At 46.1% G+C, this 16,426-nt stretch carries 13 protein-coding genes; 11 read left to right on the top strand and 2 right to left on the bottom strand.

What is annotated here, in order from left to right; all coding sequences use genetic code 11:
* Positions 1-23: 23 nt before the first annotated feature.
* On the bottom strand, positions 24-2,894 hold the full coding sequence (gene ppc / locus RTS10_RS01175) for a phosphoenolpyruvate carboxylase (protein ID WP_282840954.1): 2,871 nt from the start codon (positions 2,892-2,894) through the stop codon (positions 24-26).
* A gap of 335 nt (positions 2,895-3,229) precedes the next feature.
* Here ppc and RTS10_RS01170 point away from each other — a divergent pair, with 335 nt between their 5' ends.
* The 9 genes from RTS10_RS01170 (at position 3,230) to RTS10_RS01130 (ending at position 13,188) form a co-directional block, all read left to right on the top strand.
* A complete protein-coding gene (locus RTS10_RS01170; RefSeq protein WP_312538810.1) occupies positions 3,230-5,212 on the top strand; it encodes a propionate--CoA ligase in 1,983 nt (660 codons plus the stop codon).
* A 64-nt stretch (positions 5,213-5,276) separates the two neighbouring features.
* The gene (locus RTS10_RS01165; RefSeq protein WP_312538809.1) at positions 5,277-5,885 is read left to right on the top strand and encodes a LuxR C-terminal-related transcriptional regulator; all 609 of its coding nucleotides are present in this window, start codon (positions 5,277-5,279) and stop codon (positions 5,883-5,885) included.
* A gap of 107 nt (positions 5,886-5,992) precedes the next feature.
* Positions 5,993-7,486 carry a CoA-acylating methylmalonate-semialdehyde dehydrogenase gene (locus tag RTS10_RS01160; protein WP_312538808.1) on the top strand — a complete coding sequence of 498 codons (1,494 nt, stop codon included), beginning with the start codon at positions 5,993-5,995 and terminating at the stop codon, positions 7,484-7,486.
* Between the two features lie 169 nt (positions 7,487-7,655).
* On the top strand, positions 7,656-8,816 hold the full coding sequence (locus tag RTS10_RS01155; protein ID WP_007116828.1) for an acyl-CoA dehydrogenase family protein: 1,161 nt from the start codon (positions 7,656-7,658) through the stop codon (positions 8,814-8,816).
* Between the two features lie 29 nt (positions 8,817-8,845).
* Complete coding sequence (locus RTS10_RS01150; protein ID WP_312538806.1) at positions 8,846-9,622, top strand: enoyl-CoA hydratase; 777 nt, start codon at positions 8,846-8,848, stop codon at positions 9,620-9,622.
* The gene (locus RTS10_RS01145; protein WP_157797661.1) at positions 9,585-10,076 is read left to right on the top strand and encodes a hypothetical protein; all 492 of its coding nucleotides are present in this window, start codon (positions 9,585-9,587) and stop codon (positions 10,074-10,076) included. The genes RTS10_RS01150 and RTS10_RS01145 overlap by 38 nt, the downstream gene beginning before the upstream one ends.
* Positions 10,077-10,089: 13 nt before the next feature.
* Positions 10,090-11,286 carry an enoyl-CoA hydratase/isomerase family protein gene (locus RTS10_RS01140; RefSeq protein ID WP_312538804.1) on the top strand — a complete coding sequence of 399 codons (1,197 nt, stop codon included), beginning with the start codon at positions 10,090-10,092 and terminating at the stop codon, positions 11,284-11,286.
* Between the two features lie 34 nt (positions 11,287-11,320).
* On the top strand, positions 11,321-12,247 hold the full coding sequence (mmsB, locus tag RTS10_RS01135; RefSeq protein ID WP_312538803.1) for a 3-hydroxyisobutyrate dehydrogenase: 927 nt from the start codon (positions 11,321-11,323) through the stop codon (positions 12,245-12,247).
* 122 nt (positions 12,248-12,369) lie between these two features.
* The gene (locus tag RTS10_RS01130) at positions 12,370-13,188 is read left to right on the top strand and encodes a Cof-type HAD-IIB family hydrolase (protein ID WP_312538802.1); all 819 of its coding nucleotides are present in this window, start codon (positions 12,370-12,372) and stop codon (positions 13,186-13,188) included.
* Positions 13,189-13,288: 100 nt separating this feature from the next.
* Here RTS10_RS01130 and RTS10_RS01125 read toward each other — a convergent pair whose 3' ends face one another.
* A complete protein-coding gene (locus tag RTS10_RS01125; RefSeq protein WP_312538801.1) occupies positions 13,289-14,044 on the bottom strand; it encodes an IclR family transcriptional regulator in 756 nt (251 codons plus the stop codon).
* Between the two features lie 305 nt (positions 14,045-14,349).
* On the opposite strand from RTS10_RS01125, the gene xthA reads away from it, so the two are divergent.
* Both xthA and argJ read left to right on the top strand, forming a co-directional pair.
* On the top strand, positions 14,350-15,162 hold the full coding sequence (xthA, locus tag RTS10_RS01120) for an exodeoxyribonuclease III (protein ID WP_007116821.1): 813 nt from the start codon (positions 14,350-14,352) through the stop codon (positions 15,160-15,162).
* Positions 15,163-15,191: 29 nt separating this feature from the next.
* Positions 15,192-16,406: a bifunctional glutamate N-acetyltransferase/amino-acid acetyltransferase ArgJ gene (argJ, locus tag RTS10_RS01115; RefSeq protein ID WP_312538800.1), complete on the top strand. Its 1,215-nt coding sequence runs from the start codon at positions 15,192-15,194 to the stop codon at positions 16,404-16,406.
* Positions 16,407-16,426: the final 20 nt, after the last annotated feature.

Below are 16,426 nucleotides of genomic sequence, written 5' to 3'. Positions count from 1 at the left end.
TTTAAGGCTGTTTTGAATACTTACTAACCGGTATTTCTTAAGCCTTGGGCAATACCATTGATAGTTAAATGAACCAAGTTAAGCGCTGCGGTATAAGACGCTTCATTATCGCTCGTCGCTTCATTGGTGGTTTCAGTGCTAGTGGTTTCAGCGGTAGACGATTCATCAGTAGTCGCTTCGCGAAGTTGTTTTAATAAAGCGACTTGCAACCAGTTCAAGGCATTCAAATATGGCAAGCGTAGCGCAAGTGAGCGTGCCAATGTACGGTTATCATCTAGTAGCGTTTCTTTATTGGTCAGTGTCAGCAAGGCTTTAAGGCTGCGGTGATATTCTGCAGTAATAAGTGCAAAAATAGCGCTGGCTTCAGTGGCATCGTTGGCGAGCTCAACATAGGCTTGGGCGATTTCGATATCGGTTTTTGCCATCACCTGTGCCATATTTGATAACATGGCTTGCATAAAGGCGCTGTGTTGGGCGTTGTGTTGCAGTTTTGCTAAGTTTTCTGGGTTATCTGCAATCAGTTTTTCGACTGCGGTGCCAAAGCCATACCACGCTGGTAGCATCAAGCGATTTTGCATCCAAGAAAATACCCAAGGAATCGCACGCAAATCTTGAATACGCGCCAAAGACTTGCGACTAGCAGGACGTGAGCCAATATTTAAACTGGCAATTTCTTTGACCAAACTTGTCTGCAAGAAATAATCAATAAAATACGGCTGAGTGATAAGCGCGCGGTAGCAATTAAAGGCTTCATGCGATAATTGATTCATTAGGTCGCTATCAGGGCTTTCGCTATGGCTTGGCAATAGGCTCGCTTTGAGCGTTGCCGCAATCAGCGTCTCAAGGTTGCGTTCTGCGTTGCCAGCATCGGCATATTTTGCGGTAATAACTTCCCCTTGCTCGGTAATGCGGATTTGACCATCCACTGAGCCTTCTGGTTGTGCCAAAATCGCTTCAAATGACGGACCACCACCACGACCCACGCTACCACCACGACCGTGGAATAGACGCAGTTGAATGGCATATTTTTCTGCCATTTCCACCAGCTGAATTTCAGCTTGGTATAGCGACCATTGACTGGTGACATAACCGCCATCTTTGTTACTGTCTGAATAACCGAGCATAATCTCTTGCAGATTGTCACGACTGGCTAGCACCGATTTGTACCAAGGTTTATCCAGTAATTCACTCATGATACGGGTACTGTTTTGCAGCGCCTCAATGGTTTCAAACAAAGGTACGATATTGATACGGCTCACGGGTACGCCATCTTTGACCAATAATAGCCCTGATTCTTTCAATAGTAACGCCAATGCCAACAAATCACTCACTTGTTCGGCATTGGAGATAATGCTTTGGGTAATCGCTTTGTCACCAAAGCGATTTTTGATATCGGCTGCGGCCTGAAAAATCTCTAGCTCGCGCTGGGTTTGTGGCTCATAAGTGATATAGGGGTTGTATAAAGGGCGCGCAGTTGCCAATTCACGCAGCAGCACACGTTGACGCGCGGACTCAGACAAAGAAAGATAGTCTTCTAAATCGGCATGTTTGAACAAATCATGGACGGTTTCGGCATGAATCCCTGAAAACTGGCGCAAGTCCAATGGCATCAAATAAAAACCAAATACTTCTACCGCGCGGATGATATCGGTGAGTCGTTCATTAGCCAGTAACTCACTGCCATTATCTACCAATGACTGATAAACGACGTACAAATCATCTAAAAACTCGTCACAATCAGCGTAGGGCTCACTAAGTCCAAAGCGACAACCGTAAGACAAATCAAACGTATGCGAGGTAGCGACTAAACGTGATGAAATAAACCCGATGGCGCGGCGATAAGGCTCTTCTTCTCTAGAGATATTATCTTCTTTGGATTGCTCGGAGAGTGCCAGTACCGCATCACTCACTTTCACATGGCGGATAGATAGCGGCAACTCTTGGTACAGCTTGCCCAGTTGGTCACGATAAAAGTAAAACACCGTTGCCGCTTGGCGTTTGAACGCATAGCGAAGGGTATCGGCTGACACAAACGGATTGCCATCACGGTCGCCACCGATCCAACCACCAATATTAAGTAAGTTTGGCATGTCAGTGTCGGGGAAACGCTCTTTTAACTGATAATCTAATTTGCGATACAAACTTGGCAGGGCTTCAAAAAAACTTAAATCGAAATAGGCAATGCCATTGTCGATTTCATCTTTGACAGTAATTTTAAAATGGCGGGTTTCATTGGTTTGCCACTGCGACAATAACGTAGCTTCTAGTTGCTGCTCGATACGCTGACGTTGGTAGCCAATCGCGGTGTGGTATTGCTCAAGTAAGGCACGGATTTGACGGCGCAGTGATAAAATCGTTTGACGCTGTACTTCGGTCGGATGCGCGGTCAATACCGCACTGATAAAGGTATCATCAAGCTGTGCTTGCAACTCATCGCTGTCAATCCCTTGGGCTTTTAATTCATCAACCACATGGGCAAAACTACTTTTTGAGGCAGATTCGTCTTGTTCGTGGGCAAGGCGGCGGCGCTCATGGTGCATGTCTTCGGCGATGTTAAACACTTGCGCAAATAAGCCGCAAGCCCGAATGAGATTCTTGCGCTGTTGATGGTTGAGCGTTGGCAAAATGGCTTGAATAGTCTGCTGGGGGTCTTCGCCATTTAACAGTTTATTAATGGTTTGTTTGACCGGTTCTGAGGTTTGCTGCTCAACGACCGTTATCAGCACACGGCTAAGTAACTGGGTGTCCGCTAGCAAAGGAGAGTCTTTATCATTGTCGATAAGCTCAACAAGTGCCGTATTTGACGGATGCGAGTTTAAAGGGGTTAAGCTTAAAACGTGAGGCGGTGCAAGGCTTTTTTCATTTTCAGCTGGGTTGGCGTTGGTCTGGCTCATGACTTTTCCCTTATTTGCTTTAGTCTAAAAAGTGTAACAGGACAATTATGTTAGCACAAACTATTATCACTATAAGAAATACTAATCGTTAAAAATCCGAAATATAAACAGCGCTAAAATTATTTTGGCAAGGCTTGACGTTAGCAAGTCTATTTGCTATATTCAAAACGATACAAAACGTATCATTTGAGTTTATAAAATGAATTCAAGGAGTGAATTCAAAGAATGAATGCAATGATAGGCTTTGCTAAGCAATAAGATATTTTGCCAACCTCTGAAAACCAAACCTGCAAGCGACTTTCACCATCCGTTAAGATTCTAGCTAAGGACAGCCAATGAGTTTCTCTGACTTATACAATCAATCCATCAACGACAAACAAGCCTTTTGGGGCGAGCAAGCCAAACGAATCTACTGGCATCAGCAACCCACCCAAATTTTAGATGATAGTAAGCTGCCCTTTGCCAAATGGTTTGTCGGTGGGGAAACCAATTTGTGTTACAACATGGTCGATCGCCACCTTGAAAACCGGGCAGAGCAAGATGCCTTTGTATGGGTGTCTACCGAAATCAATGCTGAAATGATTGATAATTACCCCAATATTCAGAAAGCTTTTAAGGCACTGGGCAACCCTGTTGAACTGTATACCGACTATGCCAAACGCCGCTTAACGTACAACGATTTATACAAAGAAGTAAACTATTTTGCCGATGTGCTAAAACGTCATGGCATCGACAAAGGCGACCGTGTTGTCATCTATATGCCGATGATTTTGGAAGCAGCGTATGCCATGCTCGCTTGTGTGCGTATCGGGGCGATTCATTCGGTAGTATTTGGCGGATTCGCCTCGCATAACCTTGCCATACGGATGGATGATGCCGAAGCCAAAATGGTGATTACGGTCGATGCAGGGCTGCGCGGTGGTAAGCTCATTAATTATAAAAACTTGGTCAATAAAGCAGTCGAAGAAGCCAAAGTCAAACCCCGTGTGCTGGTGATTGACAGGGGTATCATGCCATATACAGCAGAGCCACAAGACATCGACTATGCCACTGAGCGGGCAATAAGTGCCGACAACAATGCCAAAGTCGATTGTGTTTGGCTAGAGTCCAATGCGCCATCGTATCTATTATATACCTCGGGCACGACAGGCACACCCAAAGGCGTACAGCGCGATACAGGCGGTCATGCGGTAGCCCTAGCCACCGCGATGGATTTTGTCTATAACGGTAAGGCTGGCGAGACGTTTTGGGCGATTTCGGATATCGGTTGGGCAGTGGGTCATTCGTTTAGCATCTATGCCCCCTTACTGACCGGCATGACCAGTATCATATATGAAGGCTTGCCGACCACGCCAAACCCGGGGATTTGGTGGCGAATTGTCGAAGCCAATAAAGTCAATATTTTGTTAACCGCACCGACAGGCGTGCGGATGCTACGTAAACAAGACGAAATGTGGATGAGCCGTCACGATATCTCAAGTCTAAAATCATTCTTCTTGGCAGGTGAGCCACTCGATGAGCCAACGGCACAGTGGCTAACAGGTCACATGGGCGTGCCAATCATTGACCACTATTGGCAAACTGAATCGGGCTGGCCCATCCTAAGCCATGCCCCAAAATTTGCAGACAATCCCGACCACAAGCCACACAAACAAGGCACACCCGGCTATCCGATGTTTGGATATGACGCCAAAGTCATCAATGAAACCACAGGCGAACCTTGCCAAGCCAATGAAAAAGGCATGCTGGTGTTAGCCGCACCTTTACCACCCGGTTGTTTGGCCACCGTTTGGCGAAATGACGAGCGTTTTATCAATGGCTATTTTTCACTACTCGATGGCAAACAATACGCAACATCAGACTATGCCGTGATGGATGAATACGGCTACTACTATATTCTAGGGCGAACCGATGATGTCATCAATGTGGCAGGTCACCGTTTGGGTACCAAAGAAATCGAGGAAGCCATCGGTCATCACCCCGAAGTCGCCGAATCAGCGGTTGTTGGCATCCATGACGAGCTTAAAGGTGAGTTACCCATTGCCTTTTGCATCCTAAAAAATCATGACTTAGTAGCAGAAACCGAAAACCGTTTCCGCATTGAGCAGCAAATCGTGGGTGAAGTCGCAAGACAGTTGGGCGCCCTTGCTAAACCTGCGGCTATTTATTTTCCCAAAGCTTTACCCAAAACCCGTTCAGGCAAAATCTTACGCCGCTCTATCAAGGCACTGGCGGAAGGCAAAGAAACAGGCGACATGAGTACGCTGGATGACCCAACCGCGATTGAGGCGGTCAGACAAGCGATGGCGGATTATTAATGGCAATCAATAAGTTGTCAGTTAATAAATGGTTAGTGCTTAAAAATCAGGGGTGATGATGGTCATGGAGAATTACGCCTTACTGGCTTTTAGGCACGCCCCCACGCCGATAGTGGTATTAAGCTATCGGCGTATCAAAGCACTCAACGATGCCTTTGCCAATTTGTTCGGTTATGCGCACGATGAGCTACTCAATCAATCGATGCAAAAATTGTTTCCCAGTGTCGAAGATTTTGAAAAAATTGGCAAAGAAGCATTAACAGGTTTGGGATTACAGACCAATAGGCATTACTGCGATGAGCGCTTTATGCGTCACAAAACAGGGGAAATATTTTGGGCAACCACCCACGGACGCACCTTAACCCCAGATGACCCATTTAAACTGGCGATTTGGCATTTTGAAAAAAAACCGCAAGTATTGTCCGAATCGCAGCTCACCGCACGTGAAGCCCAAATCGCCCAGTATGTGGTCAATGGCTATACCTGTAAAGAGATTGGTAAGTTACTCGGTTTATCCCCCAGAACCATTGAAGTGCATAAAGCCAACTTAATGAAAAAACTGGGTGCTCGCAGCAAAGGTGAGCTAGTCTCAAAAATTATTGTCATTAACCCTATGGCAACCGCCCAGCAAAACCACTCTAGCAAAACTACTCCAGAAAAAATACTTAAGTAATTAAGTATTATTGACAGTACCCCCCCAACTCATTCACACTGTTTTGCAACGCGTTTAACGCTATCTAACGCTATACACCCAACACGGTAAAAACAAGGATTGTTACGATGACTACCCAAACTGTAAAACAACTCATCAACGGCGAATTTGTCGAATCAACCACTAGTGAGTGGATTGACCTGAGCAACCCAGCTACCCAACAAGTGATTGCCAAAGTACCCCAAACTACCCCCAATGAAATTAACCAAGCTGTCGCGGCGGCTGCAGAAGCGTTCAAAACTTGGCGCAAAACCCCAATCAACACCCGCTCGCGCATCTTCTTAAAATACCAACAACTGATTCGTGACAACATGGACGAGCTTGCCGCCATGCTCACCGAAGAACAAGGCAAAACCCTAGCCGATGCCAAAGGCGATGTGTTCCGTGGTCTTGAAGTCGTCGAACATGCCTCAGGCATTGGCAACCTGCAACAAGGCGCATTTATCGAAAACGTGGCAACTGGCGTGGATATGTATAATATTCAGCAACCACTTGGCGTGTGTGCGGGTATCACCCCGTTTAACTTCCCCGCCATGATTCCACTTTGGATGTTCCCAATGGCAATCGCCACCGGTAACACCTTCGTATTAAAACCATCAGAACAAAACCCGATGGTCACCATGCGCTTGGTAGAGCTGGCGCTCGAAGCGGGAATCCCAAAAGGCGTACTCAATGTGGTGCATGGCGGCAAAGACACCGTTGATGCCATTTGTGACCACCCAGATATCAAAGCCATCTCATTTGTGGGTTCTACTGCCGTCGGCACACACGTCTATAACCGAGCCAGTCAAGCAGGTAAACGCGTGCAATGTATGATGGGGGCTAAAAACCACGCAGTAATCCTACCCGATGCCAATAAAGAACAATGCCTAAACCAACTAGCCGGTGCAGCATTTGGTGCCGCAGGTCAGCGCTGTATGGCATTGTCGGTAGTTATTTTGGTCGGGGAAGCCAAAAACTGGGTGGGTGACATCGTGGAGCGTGCCAAAAAATTGGTGGTGGCAGCCGGTAAAGATGACAAAGACTTAGGACCTGTTATTTCAAAAGCGGCCAAAGCGCGTGTTGAGCGCTTAATCCAAGCGGGCGCAGATGAAGGCGCACAAGTCCTGCTCGATGGTCGTGGTATCAAGGTGGAAGGCTTTGAAAACGGTAACTTTGTCGGACCGACTATTTTAGATAACGTCACCACTGACATGACTTGCTACAAAGAAGAAATCTTTGGACCAGTGCTTGACATCATGTACGCCGATAGCCTAGATGAGGCCATTGCCATCATCAATGCCAATCCAAATGGTAATGGCACGGCTATCTTTACCCAATCAGGTGCGGCAGCGCATAAATTCCAACAAGATATTGATGTGGGTCAAGTCGGTATTAATTTACCCATTCCTGTGCCACTACCGATGTTTTCATTCACCGGTTCTCGCGCCAGTAAACTGGGTGACTTAGGACCGTATGGCAAACAAGCTGTACAGTTTTATACCCAAACCAAAACCGTCACCGCCCGTTGGTTTGATGATGAAGCCAGTAAAGGGGTGAACACTACCATTTCATTAAAGTAACTACACGTTAACAATTAATATTTCGTGATTAAGACTCATTGAATTGGGCTATCAGGTTAAAAACGTTATAGCCAATATAGCCAAGCGTCGCGATTTTGCATTAAGTTAAAGCGACGCTTGGCAACGACTGATGGCATGGATGTAATTTAGCCATAAAAAGGAATTTACCATGAATTTTTCTCTTACCGAAGACCAACAAGCCTTTGCCGATTTGGCTGCCCAATTTGCCGCCAAATCGCTAGCACCCAACGCTGCCGAATGGGATGCCACAGGCTATTTTCCCAAAGAGGTGTTCAAAGCCGCCGGTGAACTGGGCTTTATGGGGCTTTACACCAACCCTGATTTTGGCGGACTGGGCTTGCCGCGCCTTGATGCGGCAATTATCTTTGAAAAACTGGCGTATGGCGATACCTCAACCGCCGCATTCATGACCATTCACAACATGGTCGCTTGGATGATTGGCGAGTTTGCCAAGCCCGAGGTTGCCGAAAAATACTTGCCTGAATTATTAGCGGGCGAAAAATTGGGTAGCTACTGTTTGACAGAGCCCAATGCTGGCTCAGATGCGGGTTCATTAAAAACCAAAGCCGTCAAACAAGGCGACTATTACCACATTACTGGGCAAAAAATGTTTATCTCTGGGGCAGGGGCGACCGATGTGCTTGTGGTGATGGCGCGCACCTCGGACAATGGGGCAAAAGGCGTGTCTGCCTTTATCGTCGATGCCAACAGCGATGGCATCAGCTACGGCAAAAATGAACATAAAATGGGCTGGAAAAACCAACCGACCGCCGCGGTACATTTTACCGATGTCAAAGTCCCTGCCGAAAATCTACTGGGTGAAGAAGGACAGGGCTTTACCTTTGCCATGAAAGGCTTGGATGGTGGGCGTATCAATATCGCCACTTGCGCGGTGGGTACGGCTCAAGCTGCCCTTGACCGTGCCGTGCAGTATGTACAGGAGCGTAGCCAGTTTGGTAAAACCCTCGACCAATTCCAAAATGTGCAGTTTAAACTTGCCGATATGCTCACCCATCTGGTGTCGGCTCGGCAGATGGTGCGATTGGCGGCGTATCATTTGGATAGCAAATCGCCCGATGCCACGGCGTATTGTGCGATGGCAAAACGCCTTGCCACGGATTTGAGTTTTGATATCGCCAACCAAGCGTTGCAGCTACACGGTGGCTATGGCTATCTACAAGAATATCCGCTAGAGCGTCATGTGCGCGATTTGCGCGTGCATCAAATCCTAGAAGGCACCAATGAAGTGATGCGGATGATTGTGTCTCGCAAAATGATGGAAGATGGGGCGTTGGCAAGATTGCAATGAATTTAAAGGCATTTTAAAAGGAATTTACCATGTCAAATTACACCAATTTAAAATTAACAATCGACAATCACATTGCGGTTTTGACGCTCAATAATCCGCCTGCCCACACTTGGACAAAGGACAGCTTAGCCAGTTTAAAGCAGCTTATTAGCGACTTAAATGCCAACAAGCAAGTCACCGCTTTGGTAGTACATGGCGATGGCGAAAAGTTTTTTTCCGCAGGGGCGGACTTGAACAGCTTTGCCAGTGGTGACAAAGGTCAAGCAGCGGAGATGGCAATGGCGTTTGGTGAAGCGTTTGAAGCCTTGTCCAATTTTCGTGGCGTGTCGATAGCCTGTATCAACGGCTATGCGATGGGTGGTGGGCTTGAGTGTGCGTTGGCGTGTGATATCCGCATTGCTGAGAGCCATGCCCAAATGGCACTCCCTGAGCTATCGGTTGGCTTATTGCCGTGTGCAGGCGGTACGCAAAATTTGCCGTGGCTGGTGGGTGAAGGCTGGGCAAAACGTATGATTTTATGCGGTGAGCGTATCAAGGCAGATAAGGCGCTGCAAATTGGTTTGGTGGAAGAAGTCGTGGAAAGTGGCAAAGGGTTAGAAACGGCTTTAGAATTGGCTCAAAAAGTGGCGAAGCAATCCCCCGATGCGATTGCGTCGAGTAAAACCTTGATTATGTCGGCACGTTATCAGCCACCAAGTTTTAACTGGATAAAGGAACGTGAGTTATTTATCAAGTTATTTGATGGCGATAACCAACAAGAAGGCGTCAATGCGTTCCTTGAAAAACGCTCGCCAGAGTGGAAATAAACAAAAACTATTTATGAGTGAAATTCAACTATTCTTCATAACCGATATTACCAATTTAGTTTTTGCATATGAGCACCCATTAAATGAAGAATGGGAAAATAAATTATTAATAAAAAATCATTACACTTATATTGATGATAAATTACTTAGATATTTAGCCGATAGTTTAGCATGGGTTAACTTTAGTGTTGATGATAAAGACGTGGTTTATCAAGGATTAGATTTTGAAGGTGTGAATACGCTTTATCCAAATCAAATCACTAGTTTTAAAAAGTTAATTTTGGCTTGGATTGTACTTTTTGAAAATGCAAACCAAACATTTGATTTAAACCGTTTTAACCAAACTCAAACTTTTGATAAATCCACTGTTTTAACGCAACTTTATCAATTAGTTGAGTTTTGTCAAATTGTTGAAAATAACCCAAATAAATGCTTAGTACATATCGGACTATAATAGGAAAATAAAAATGAGCGAGGAAAATCAACAACCTGTAATATTTGAAACGATAGCCACCCACTGCGGTCATCACATCGGCACGATGACATTGAACGACCCGAAAGCCCTAAACGCCCTAAGCGTTGATATGTGCAAACTGATGGCAAATCAGCTTGCAAAATGGGCAACCGATGACAACATCGTCGCCATTTTGCTAAAGGGAAGTGGCGACAAGGCGTTCTGTGCAGGGGGCAATATCCGCAAACTGTACGACAGCATGATCGACACTCCGCCCCAAGTGCCTATGCAGCAGCCTAATCCGTACGGGGTTGAATTCTTCGAAAACGAATACAGCCTATACCGGCAAATGCACTTTTACCCAAAACCGATTATCTTGTGGGGTAACGGTATTGTCATGGGCGGTGGTATGGGCTTGATGGCGATGTGTAGCCATCGTATCGTCACCGAAACCACCCGTTTTGCCATGCCAGAGATTACCATCGGCTTATACCCCGATGCCACAGGTTCGTGGTTTTTGGCGCGTATGCCTGCCAAAATTGGGCTGTTTTTGGGCTTGACAGGGGCGAACTGTAACGCCAACGATGCGATTTTCTCTAGCCTTGCCGAGTATGCCGTGGCAAGTACAGAATATGACAAAGTGCTTGACGCGCTAAAACAAGCCAATTGGCAAGCTGACAACAATTTACATGATATCGCAAGCCAAGCCTTAGCCAAAATTCATCATACCGAGCATTTAGCAGACAGTCATTTGATGATGCATTTTAATACCATCCAAACGCTAGTAAACAAAGGCTCAGTGCATGATATAGATGCAGCGTTGCGCGATGACAACTTTACCAAAGTCAACGGCGAAGCGGATAAATGGCTCACCAAAGCGGTCGAGACTTATCAGCACGGGTGCCCTGTTAGTGCGGCATTAACGGTTGAGATGTTTAAACATGCCAGCAAATTATCGCTTGAGCAAGTGCTATATATAGAGATGAATGCGTCGCTACATTGTGTTAATTACCCCGATTTTCGTGAGGGTGTACGCGCGTTACTGATTGATAAAGACAAATCGCCAAAATGGCGTAAAACCCTTGATGAATGCGATGCCCGCTATATCCAGTCACATCTTGCGCCAGCTTTTCCCAATAGCGAACATCCATTTGAGGCTTGGTTGGGTAGCGATTCGCTCTCAGCAAAATTAGCCAAACTTGCTGTATAAAGTTTACAAACACCACAACATACAAGGAATGTATATGCCAAATAATCAACAAACAGCCATTAAAAAAATTGCTTTTATCGGGCTTGGTAATATGGGCAAACCGATGGCAGAAAATCTTATCAAAAATGGCTTTGCCCTCAACGTATTTGACCTAAACACCGCCGTGCTAAACGACCTTGCCAAACAAGGGGCAAACGTGGCGACTTCACCTGTGGACGCAAGCAAAGAGGTAGATATGGTCATCACCATGTTACCTGCAGGTCAACATGTCAAAGAGGTATATCTGGGTAAAGATGGTAATAAAGGCTTACTCGATGTGGTGAGTAAAGATACCTTGCTGGTCGATAGTAGCACCATCGCAGCGAGTGATGCGCGTGAAGTTGCGCAAGTCGCGGCAGAAAAAGGTATTCAGTTTATGGATGCGCCCGTATCAGGCGGTACGGCAGGGGCAGCAGCAGGGACACTCAGCTTTATTGTGGGCGGGCAAGCTGAGCAATTTGAGCAGGTCAAACCCGTTTTAGAGGCGATGGGAAAAAATATCTTTCACGCGGGCGAGGTCGGTGCAGGTCAAGTCGCCAAAATCTGTAATAACATGCTGCTTGGCGTGATTATGACAGGGACAGCCGAAGCCATGAATTTGGGCGCCAAAAACGGATTAGACCCAAAAGTCTTAGCCAGTATTTTGTCAGCCAGCACCGGTCGTAACTGGGCGCTGGAAGTGTGTAATCCGCATCCCGATGTTGGTGATGCCATGCCATCAAGCCGTGGTTATACAGGTGGATTTATGAGCAAACTCATGCTCAAAGACATGAACCTTGCCAAACAAACAGCCAATGATACCCAGGTGGTGACACCAATGGCTGACCAAGCGACGGCTCTGTATAGCAAACATAGCGAGCAACATGGAGATAAGGATTTCTCAAGCATCATGGCGCATTATGATGCGAACGTTCTGCAATAAGTTTTGGCGTTTAGTAAAAAGCTAGGATTTTTTTCTGGCTTTTTTCTAGTCGTTAATTCAAAAGTTAACCCAAAAATAGGGTAGAATTAGCGTCAATCCCAATTTATCGCATCAGTTTTATTATGTCTAAGCCAACAGCACGCCCCAAAAAACCGAAAATTGTCTTTTTTGATATTGATGACACGTTGTACATCAAGCAGCAAGAAAGGGTGCCGCAATCCGCGATTGAGGCACTTAAAAAATTAAAGCAGCAAGGCATTATGGTCGCTATCGCCACCGGTCGGGGTCGTGCGGTATTTCCCAAAGCTGTGTATGAGCTCATTGAAACCGTGGGTATCGATGTGCTGGTCACCATCAACGGTCAATGCAGTCACCACCAAGGTGAATTGTTAGCGCATTATCCGATGACCACTACGCAAATTAAACTGATTACCGATTATCTTGAATCAAACAATTTATCCTATGCCTACATGACCGATACGGAAATTATCGCGTTAGCGGAAGATGATGCGCTGTCAGAAGCTTTGAATTCGCTTAAAATAGCTTACCGTACTGCCCGTCATGATGACATTGATCTATCGATACCTATTTATCAAGTTGTGGCATTTCATCCTGACAACACGCAGGTAAATTTTGAATTTCCCTCGACTTTAAAAATCATGCGCTGGCATAAAAACGGTATCGATATTCTAGATGCGACAGGCTCGAAGGCGCGCGGCATTGCGCAGGCGCTCAATAAACTGGGTCTGGATTTTGAAGATGCCATGGCATTCGGCGATGGGGTGAATGATATCGAAATGTTACAGACAGTCGGCTTTGGCGTGGCGATGGGGAATGCTCATGCCGATGTGAAAGCGGCGGCTGACTATGTATGCCCGACTGCGTGGGAAGATGGCATCTATCAAGGCTTACAACATTTGGGTTTGTTGCCACATGGATGAGCCATCAAATAACTAAGCCCCACCATGCTATATACAATTTATGAGTAAAAGTGCTTTGGGCGTTTTAACGTTACCTTATCAAAAGTGCCAAAGATAACCTTTAAATTTGCCCAAAAAACGCATCACGAATATCATCGGCAGCCTTTTGCATATCAGGTACAAACCCAATCAAGTCCTCGACGGATTTGCGCGTTTTAGGTGCGGTTGTATAGAGTGAGCCGATGTAACGACCTTGGGTGTCATTGATTGCCACAGCAATTGAAACCGCTTGGGCAATATACTCTTCATCAGAAATTGCATAGCCCAGCTTGGCTACCTGCTCAAGGCTTTGATTGAGTACATCCCTATCGGTAATCGTGGCAGGGGTGATAGCGGTTAACGATAAATTTTTTAGTAGCGTCACCCTATCATCCTTTGTGAGCGTGCTGAGATAGATTTTACCAGCCGCCGTACACCAAATGGGTGCTTGCGAATCAGTGGGCATATACACTTGTAAGGCAGAAGGACAAGGTACGCGGTCGGTATATACCATGTTGACGTAATAGGGTACCGCCATGCCACAGGTTTCACCGATTTTATCGACCAGTCTTTGCAAAATCGCAAACCGCTGAATCGCCACTTGCTGGCTTTGCCAAAGATGAATCGCCATATGTCGCGTACGCGATGCAGGCACAATCGTACCATTGATATCGACCCGCACAAAGCCTTCTTCTTGCAGCTGCTGTATCAGTCGGTGCATGGTCGGTTTTGGAATATCCAAAATCTCAGACAAATCCAGCGGGGATAAAGGACGCTGTGCCGCAGACACGGCTTCGATGATTTTTAAAACACGGGTAATAGAAGAAACTCGAGCCATTATATTGTCTTTTTAAGTCTAGGGTCAGCACGTCGCCAGAAAAAATTGAAAAAATATTTTGCAAAGTTGGCAGTGATTAAAGTGCAAGGTTTTTTGATTATACCAAAATTTTTTTAAACTTCACCTGCTATTTGCGCGTTCGTCCTGCATAACCTCAGTGTTGCAGAGCCAATTTGCTTTCAAATTGAGCTTGCGGGCAATATCCGCTAATATAGTCGGCATTTAACGCTTAACCAAGCCACATTTATCAATACCAAGCCACATTTATCAATACCAAGCCACATTTATCAATTTGGGGAAAACACATGCCGCGTTTTGTCAGTTTTAATATCAATGGATTGCGGGCGCGCCCACACCAGCTTGAAGCCATTCGCGATATCATCGCACCCGATGTCATTGGGCTACAAGAAACCAAAGTACATGATGATGCATTTCCGCTACAGAGCGTGCAGCAATTGGGCTATCATGTCGAGTTTTTTGGGCAAAAATCTCATTATGGCGTGGCGTTATTATCACGACAAAAACCTATTTTTGTACAAAAAGGCTTTCCAACCGATAGCGACGACGCGCAGCGACGATTTATCCATGCGCGCTATGATTTTAATGGCAAATATATTGATGTGCTTAATGGCTATTTCCCGCAAGGTGAAAATCGCAAGCATGAAACCAAATTTCCGATGAAGCGCAAATTCTATGCCGATTTAACCGACTATATCTTGCAGCTTAAAGCAGAAAATCGCAGTATGATTTTGATGGGGGATATGAATATTGCGCCGCTTGATTTTGATATTGGCATTAGCGAGGATAGTGTCAAACGTTGGCTAAAAAATGGCACGTGCTCGTTTTTGCCAGAGGAGCGAGAGTGGTACCAAGCCCTGCTAGCGACAGATTTGCATGATACTTATCGGGCGTTATATGCCGACGGTCAAGCCTTGAGCTGGTTTGATTATCGCAGCAAGGGATTTGACGATGAGCCAAAGCGTGGGCTGCGCATTGACCATATCTTGATGACGCCCGATTTGGCAGATAAGCTCAACGGTGCAGGCGTCAGCTATGATTTGCGTGCCATGGAAAAACCCAGCGACCATGCCCCGATTTGGGCAGATTTTTTGGATTAATCAATTAAACAACAGTAAGGAGCGCTCTCATGCCAGTTGGCAATGTTGAACTTGTAAAATTAAACCCAGTGAAAGGGATAAAAATTGGCATCACCGAAGCCCACGTGCGCTATGCAGGGCGCAAAGACTTAACGGTTTTTGACATCATAGCCGGCGCAAATACCGCGGTTGTCACCACGCAAAACCAATTTTGTGCCGCGCCTGTGCAGTTGCTGCGAGAATTTATCGCTAAAGACAGTCCCCGTTATTTGATTGTCAACACAGGCAACGCCAACGCTGCCACGGGTGAAGACGGTAAACAGCGTGCCAAAACAACGTGTGTGGCATTGGCAGAAAAAACTGGTGTCGCAGCCGAGCAAGTATTGCCTTACTCCACCGGGGTGATTGGGGAAACCTTGCCGGCGGATAAAATCATCGCGGGGTTAGACAGCGCCTTAGCCAATTTAAGCGACGATAATTGGCTTGGCGCCGCCCACAGCATCATGACTACCGATACCACACCAAAAGGACATAGCGAACAAGTCACGATTGATGGCGTCACCTATACCGTGACAGGTATCTCAAAAGGAGCGGGCATGATTCGCCCCAATATGGCGACTATGCTTGGCTTTGTGGCAACCGATGCCAACATTGAAAAATCATTGCTACAAAATATCTTGACCGACACGGTGAATCAGTCATTTAACCGCATCACAGTGGATGGCGATACCTCGACCAATGACTGCTGTACGTTGATTGCCACAGGACAAGTTGGGGATGTGATTGACAGCGAAAATCACCTGCATTATCAAGCGATTTATGAGGCAATTAAAAATGTGATGATTCGAATCGCTCAATTGATTGTACGCGATGGTGAAGGGGCAACCAAATTTATCACGGTCAAAGTGACAGGCGGTGAAACCTCTGAAGAATGTGCCAAAATCGCGTATGAAGTGGCGCATTCACCGCTGGTAAAAACCGCATTTTTTGCTAGCGACCCAAATTGGGGGCGTATTTTGGCAGCGGTAGGCAAAGCGGGCGTACTGCTTGACCAGTCAAAAGTGGCGGTATCACTCGATGATGTGCGTATCTGCGAGCGCGGCGGCTTGGCACATGACTATACCGAGGCGCGTGGTAGTGAGGTAATGAAGCGTCCTGAAATTACCATTCATATTGAATTGGGTCGTGGGCAGGCGAGTGATACCGTCTATACCTGTGATTTATCATACGAGTATGTCAAAATCAATGCTGATTATCGTTCTTAAAGTCAATCTTAAAGTCAATC

The organism is Moraxella sp. CTOTU47616 (assembly GCF_032017465.1).
GTDB classification, from domain to species: Bacteria; Pseudomonadota; Gammaproteobacteria; order Pseudomonadales; family Moraxellaceae; genus Faucicola; species Faucicola tetraodonis.
This window is presented reverse-complemented; position numbering and strand designations above follow the sequence as displayed.